The 6,331-nt window shown below is 29.8% G+C and carries 7 protein-coding genes; 5 read left to right on the top strand and 2 right to left on the bottom strand.

Translation table 11 applies throughout. The features are described 5' to 3' along the window. Positions 1-44: 44 nt before the first annotated feature. Positions 45-320 (bottom strand): hypothetical protein, encoded by a 276-nt coding sequence (locus ACI313_RS06080; protein ID WP_439755556.1) that lies wholly within the window; start codon positions 318-320, stop codon positions 45-47. A 114-nt stretch (positions 321-434) separates the two neighbouring features. Beyond that, positions 435-935 (bottom strand): hypothetical protein, encoded by a 501-nt coding sequence (locus ACI313_RS06075; RefSeq protein ID WP_439755555.1) that lies wholly within the window; start codon positions 933-935, stop codon positions 435-437. A 71-nt stretch (positions 936-1,006) separates the two neighbouring features. Here ACI313_RS06075 and ACI313_RS06070 point away from each other — a divergent pair, with 71 nt between their 5' ends. The 5 genes from ACI313_RS06070 (at position 1,007) to ACI313_RS06050 (ending at position 6,122) form a co-directional block, all read left to right on the top strand. Then, complete coding sequence (locus tag ACI313_RS06070) at positions 1,007-1,330, top strand: hypothetical protein (RefSeq protein ID WP_439755554.1); 324 nt, start codon at positions 1,007-1,009, stop codon at positions 1,328-1,330. Beyond that, positions 1,303-2,046, top strand: a complete 744-nt coding sequence (locus ACI313_RS06065; RefSeq protein ID WP_439755553.1) for a M56 family metallopeptidase — start codon at positions 1,303-1,305, stop codon at positions 2,044-2,046. The genes ACI313_RS06070 and ACI313_RS06065 overlap by 28 nt, the downstream gene beginning before the upstream one ends. Then, on the top strand, positions 2,043-2,258 hold the full coding sequence (locus ACI313_RS06060; RefSeq protein WP_439755552.1) for a hypothetical protein: 216 nt from the start codon (positions 2,043-2,045) through the stop codon (positions 2,256-2,258). Before ACI313_RS06065 ends, ACI313_RS06060 begins: the two co-directional genes overlap by 4 nt. 87 nt (positions 2,259-2,345) lie before the next feature. Beyond that, entirely contained in the window at positions 2,346-4,679 is a 2,334-nt protein-coding gene (feoB, locus tag ACI313_RS06055) for a ferrous iron transport protein B (RefSeq protein ID WP_439755551.1), read from the top strand. 9 nt (positions 4,680-4,688) lie between these two features. Continuing rightward, positions 4,689-6,122: a hypothetical protein gene (locus tag ACI313_RS06050; protein WP_439755550.1), complete on the top strand. Its 1,434-nt coding sequence runs from the start codon at positions 4,689-4,691 to the stop codon at positions 6,120-6,122. Positions 6,123-6,331: the final 209 nt, after the last annotated feature.

Genomic DNA, 6,331 nt, shown 5'->3' with positions numbered 1-6,331 from the left:
TACGTACGGTGCAATGAGAGGGGCGAAAATAGTTTATTTTCCCTCTACTCTATTTGCTTTTTAAATACTTTCACAATATAAACTACATATAAAATCAATACAATACTATAAATTAAATAATGGAACCAATGTACATTTTCAAGACTAAGTGTTAAGAATGCTTGTGCATAAACTGTAATATAAACAATGGATAGTATGTTTAGAACTACAATATATATTTTTTTGAATTTATTATGTGTTTCTTTTAAAAATGAATCAATTAATCTTGAAATTATAAAACCACCAACAAGCAAACTCTGAATATAAAAAGATGAAGTCATATTTATTACATTATTAACAATGGTCTCCTTTCTAAAAATGATAGTACTATCTTTGATTTTACTATAAACGAAGATTGTTTTTTTTCAATACTAATACTATTATTCTTAACAATTTTAGCTGATTAATGTTTTCATATTCCCATCTTTTATAATATTTAAATCAATGACTTTATTTTTCTCTTCTTTCGATGCGAATTCCACAAATGTTTCATGACTACCAATTTTTACTTTTACTTTACTATAAATTGTGTAATCTTTTTCTAGTTCATGATAATCTTGAATGTACATTTTTTTATTGTTGTCATAGGCTTGGATTTGATAGGTACTTAATTCATGAATCATTTTTAAATACATTTCATAGTCCATATATTTATAAAACATAGAATCATAATATGCTTGTTCTTGATTGGAATTCTTTAAGAATTCTATATAAGCACTATCACTTGTATTTAGTGTTTTTCGAATCACAATGGCTGTACTAACGTGTTTTATTTCTGGTCTTTTAAATATAGTTGTGGAATGAATGCCATGGAATACAATTAAAAACATAAATACAATAAATAGAATTTTAGTGAATAATATAAATTTTTTTTCTTTCTTGTAGTGAATGTTCATGTTTCTATCATAACATAATAAAAAATGATTATAAGAGTGGAATATTATATTTTTTATGATACATTCATTTCATGAGACTATCTTTTTCTTCGTTTATTATTTCAATGGGAATTAGTATTTTATTTATTTATGTATTTAATTTATTGTTGAAATCTTACAAACACTATCATAAATTACGAATTGATTTTATGAATATTTGTATTCATGTGATTATGATTAAATTATTAATTCCATGTGAATTATTATATACATTTTCGATTCCTTCTCATTATATTATGCTTTGGTTTTATCGATTTTTTTATTTCCCAATTAAAGGAATTCCATTATATAGAATATTAATTTTCTTATGGATTTGTGGAAGCGTAGCATGTCTTCTATTTTTTCAAAGAAATTAATCAATGTTCATCAGTTTATTAAAAAAATACCAGATGAACCATTATATAAAAATGGTATTCGTTATTATCGTACGGATTTAGTGGATACACCTATGGTAATTGGTATTAAAGGATATATTTTGATTCCTAAAAATGGATACGAAAAAGAATTGGATTATATTTTACTTCATGAACAGGAACATATTAAAAAACATGATATTTTAAAGAAATATTTTGTGTATTTTTTAATTATGATTTATTGGTGGTTTTTCCCTGTTTATAAACTCAAGGAACAAGTGGATTTAATCATTGAGATGAATGTGGATTTTAGAGTTACGAAAGATATGAATAAAGAAGAATTCTTTGATTATGCTCAAAGTATTATTTCATGTATGACACAATCAAGTTCACAAGGAATAGGATTTAGCATTGATGAACATAATGATATGAAATATCGAATGAAGTATTTAATGGAAGGATATCAAGCTAAAAAAACGAATCCTTTAATTTTAGCTACACTAGGATTTGTAGTGTTTTTATCGAGTTTAGTTGTATTTGAACCAATTCCTTTAAATCAGTTTGGTGTCTTTGATTTGTTGGGATCTAGTGATAGTTATATTATTCATTTTCAAGATGGTACAGATCGTTTATTTATTGATGGGAACGACTTAGGAAACATATCAAATATAGATGATGATTTATTAAAGGGAATTGAAATATTGGAGGAAGTGCAATGAAAAAAGCAGTTGTTACGTTTCTTTTTGTGGTTCTTTCACTTGGTTTAATATCAAGTTTGTCAGTGGATTATTATTCTTTATATGAGAAATATCAACTGTCGTTGAGTGGACACGTGATTGATTATAAGTTTAAAAATGAAAATGGACATTTGTATAAAAGAAAATATGATTTTACGGATAATAAATGGATTGATAGTTGGAGACGTGTATAGCGTCTCTTTTTTGTTTCTTGATTAATTGATAAAAATAAGTTATATTATTGTGTGTTAGATATAACTAACTATTCGAAAGGAGTTCGTATGACATTAAATGAACTTGAAATAGGAAAAAGAGCACGAATTATTAAAGTAGGCGGAACGGGTTCGCTTCGTCAACATTTTTTAGATATGGGATTAATTCCTGGGGCACGCATCACATTAATTAAATTTGCGCCTATGGGAGATCCAATTGAATTTCAAATTCATGGATATGAATTAACACTTCGATTAGATGATGCCAAACAAATTGAAGTAGAATATATAGAATCAAATCAAGATATAGATGAAATTGTTCCTGATAAAAAAGTAGAACACCCAGGTCTAGGAGAAGAAGGAAGATTTCATAATAAAGACGAGGAACATCCTTTAGATCCAAATGAAACATTGACCTATGCTTTAGTGGGAAATCAAAACTGTGGAAAAACAACGTTATTTAATCAATTAACGGGTTCCAATCAACATGTGGGAAATTTCCCAGGGGTTACTGTGGATCGTAAAGATGGTCCTATTAAAGGATATCCCAATACGATGGTAACAGATTTACCGGGTATTTATTCTATGTCACCGTATACAAGTGAAGAAATTGTTTCGCGTAATTTCGTATTAGAAGAAAAACCCAAAGCGATTATTAATATTGTCGATGCAACGAATATTGAAAGAAATTTATATTTAACGATGCAGTTATTGGAAATGGATATTCCTATGGTTGTAGCACTAAATATGATGGATGAATTAACTGGAAACGGTGGTTCTATTGATATTAATAAAATGGAAGAAATGTTAGGCGTACCAGTTATTCCTATTTCGGCTAGTAAAAACGAGGGAGTAGATGAGTTAATTCAACATGCCATTCACATTGCCAAATACCAAGAAAAACCAGTTCGTCAAGATTTCTGTAGTGAAGAAGACCACAATGGTGCGGTACATCGTTGTTTACACGGAGTTCGTCATTTGATTGAAGACCATGCTCAAAGAGCACATCTTCCTTTAATTTTTTCTTCGAGTAAATTAGTAGAAGGGGATGATTTAATTTTAGATGCTTTAAAATTAGATCAAAACGAAAAAGAAATGCTTGAGCATATCATTGTGCAAATGGAAACAGAAAGGCAATTGGATCGTTCGGCAGCTATTGCTGATATGCGCTATGCATTTATTAAAAAAGTAAGTCAAGCTTGTGTGAAAAAGCCGAAAATGAGTAAAGAAAGAATTCGTTCGGAAAAAATAGATAAAGTATTAACAGGAAAATATACCGCAATTCCAGTGTTTGTCTTAATTATGCTTCTTGTGTTTTATTTGACTTTTAATGTGATTGGAGCTTTTTTCCAGGATATCTTCCAAATGGGAATTGATACACTAATGAAGCTTGTGGATACGCTATTAACGAATTATCAAGTCAATGAAACCATTCATAGTTTAATTATTGATGGAATGTTTGAAGGAATTGGATCCGTTGTAAGTTTCTTACCAATTATTGTGACTTTATTTTTCTTCTTATCAATTTTAGAAGACAGTGGTTATATTGCTCGTGTCGCCTTTGTGATGGATAAATTATTACGAAAAATTGGTTTATCCGGAAGAAGTATTGTTCCGATGTTGATTGGATTTGGATGTACAGTACCTGCAGTTATGGCAACGCGTACTTTACCATCTCAACGAGATCGTAAACTAACGGTATTATTAACGCCTTTTATGTCATGTAGTGCCAAACTACCGATTTATGCGTTCTTTGTGGATGTATTCTTTACCCAACATAAAGGTTTAATTATGGCAGGTCTATATTTTTTAGGAATTATCATTGGAATTTTAATGGCGTTCCTTTATAAGGCAATCCTATTTAAAGGAGAAGCGGTTCCTTTTGTGATGGAACTACCAAATTATCGTCTTCCTTCGGCTAAGAATGTTGGTCAATTATTATGGGAAAAAGCGAAAGATTTCCTTCAAAAAGCGTTTACTATTATTCTTTTGGCAACGATTGTCATTTGGTTTCTACAACGATTTGATACACATTTCAATGTCGTAACAGATTCCAAAGATAGTATTCTTGCCATGGTTTCTTCTATTTTAGTACCAATTTTTAAACCAATTGGATTAGGAGACTGGCGTATTTGTACATCTTTAATTAGTGGAATTATGGCAAAAGAAAGTGTTGTTTCTACTCTGCAAGTTTTATTTAATGGAAGTATTACAGCGGTTATGACAACAGCTAGTGCAGCGTCTTTACTTGTCTTTAGTTTGTTGTATTCACCATGTGTGGCAGCTATCGCATCCATTAAAAGAGAATTATCGACAAAATGGGCAATAGGAATTGTCTTATGGCAGTGTATTGTGGCATGGATTTGTTCATTTGTGGTTTATCATTTAATTTTATTGATATAAAATAAAAGAATGAAGAAAAGAACAATTGTATTATTATTGATACTCGTTATCGGAATCAGTTTTTTAGGCTATCGCCACTATGCGTTTGAATATCGCTATGGAACTGAACCTGAAACCGATTTAACGGAAACAAATACCGATCCTTTATTAGACGATCAAACGATTATGAAGAATTTAAGTAAATACGAGGATTTATCGACGTTGAATCTACAAGAACTCAATCAAACGAGTTATGTGATTCCTGGTTTGAAAGCAACTAAAACATTGGCTGGGAATACGGCTACGGATTTTAGTATGTGTACGTCTATGACACCACAAGGTATTTGTATAACGGAAAAGTATTTATTCATTAGTGCGTATTGTCATACGCATTCGCATAATTCAGTTTTATATATGATGGATAAAAATACGCATCAATTTATTAAAGAAATTGTTCTAAGTGGAAAACCACATGCAGGAAATATAGCTTATGATGATGTCCATAATAATATATGGATTGCCTGTACAGGAGAAAATGTTATTACTTCTGAGCGTACGGCTTATTTAAATTGTATTTCATTAGAAAAAATTGAGAAATATGATTTTAATTCGGAAAAGAAGCCTATTTCTTATGATAAAAAGTATCAAATAGATGGTTTTAGTTCTGCTTCTTTTTTAAGTTATTATCGTAATAATTTATTTGTAGGTCATTATTATGAAGGCGAATGGAAAGATAGTTATGTAGTACGTTTTCCAATTGATGATGAAGGTGGATTAGAAACGAAAACAGTATTTGGAAATCATGAAATTGCCTATGGAAAAGAAAAAGCAGTGATTGATCAATATTGTCAGGGAGTATATTTAGATACGGGTTATTGTATTTTAATTCAATCAAGTGGTACCAAAGATAGTAAAGTACAATCGTTTGTGAATTCAGATTTTCAAGAAGATGTGGAAGAAATGATTAATTTGGATGAACAATATAAGTTATTTCTTAAACAACAAGAAGCATTAAAATCGCTAGAACTATCGTTAGAAGAACAAAATCATATCGTAGAAAGTTTAGAAGAAGATATTGATGATTTAAAAGAAGAAAAAGCTTTTTTGATAGATGAAGAAGATAAAGAAGGGTATCAAGAAATTAAAGAAAAAATTGATACACTGAAAGATGAAAAAGATGAGGCTCAATTAAAAGCTTTAAGCATTAAAAAAGAAATCAATATCCTTCAAAGAGAAATGATTGACTTTGATGAACAAGCTTATCTTGATCGTACTAAAGAAACAAAAGAGTATACGCTACAAGATGATCAAGCAGATCGTACCTTTGTGTTTCCACCTCGTCTTGAACAAGCAATGATATCAAAGTATGGGGATTATGATGTGTATTTATTATTTGAATCAGCTGCGTATTCATATCGAGCACAAGCAAGTAGTGTAATTGATCGTGTTATTGTTTGGGGATAAAAGTAGGAAAATAGTTAATCCTACTTTTTTTATTTTAATGAAAAAAGAAAAATGTTGGTAAAAACCAACAATGTCGGTATAAAAATAAAACCGTGCAGTGCACGGTTTTACCTAGAAAATATAGCTTATTTATTCAATTGGGATATATCTTGTTTCATCAACACGTTTAGGTGCTTCTTTAGGAAGAACAATCTTCAATTCACCATTAT

This window comes from Floccifex sp. (assembly GCF_051873495.1).
Lineage (GTDB): Bacteria > Bacillota_I > Bacilli_A > Erysipelotrichales > Erysipelotrichaceae > Floccifex.
Note: the sequence above shows the minus strand (reverse complement) of the source record. Positions and strands in the feature narration are given on the sequence as shown.

Excerpts from the sequence above, each read along its gene's own strand:
- ACI313_RS06060 (WP_439755552.1), top strand. The coding sequence starts at position 2,043 with ATGAAAAAAGCAGTTGTTACGTTTCTTTTTGTGGTTCTTTCACTTGGT.
- ACI313_RS06065 (WP_439755553.1), top strand. The coding sequence starts at position 1,303 with ATGTCTTCTATTTTTTCAAAGAAATTAATCAATGTTCATCAGTTTATT.
- ACI313_RS06050 (WP_439755550.1), top strand. The coding sequence starts at position 4,689 with ATGAAGAAAAGAACAATTGTATTATTATTGATACTCGTTATCGGAATC.
- feoB (WP_439755551.1), top strand. The coding sequence starts at position 2,346 with ATGACATTAAATGAACTTGAAATAGGAAAAAGAGCACGAATTATTAAA.
- ACI313_RS06075 (WP_439755555.1), bottom strand. The coding sequence starts at position 935 with ATGAACATTCACTACAAGAAAGAAAAAAAATTTATATTATTCACTAAA.
- ACI313_RS06080 (WP_439755556.1), bottom strand. The coding sequence starts at position 320 with ATGACTTCATCTTTTTATATTCAGAGTTTGCTTGTTGGTGGTTTTATA.
- ACI313_RS06070 (WP_439755554.1), top strand. The coding sequence starts at position 1,007 with ATGAGACTATCTTTTTCTTCGTTTATTATTTCAATGGGAATTAGTATT.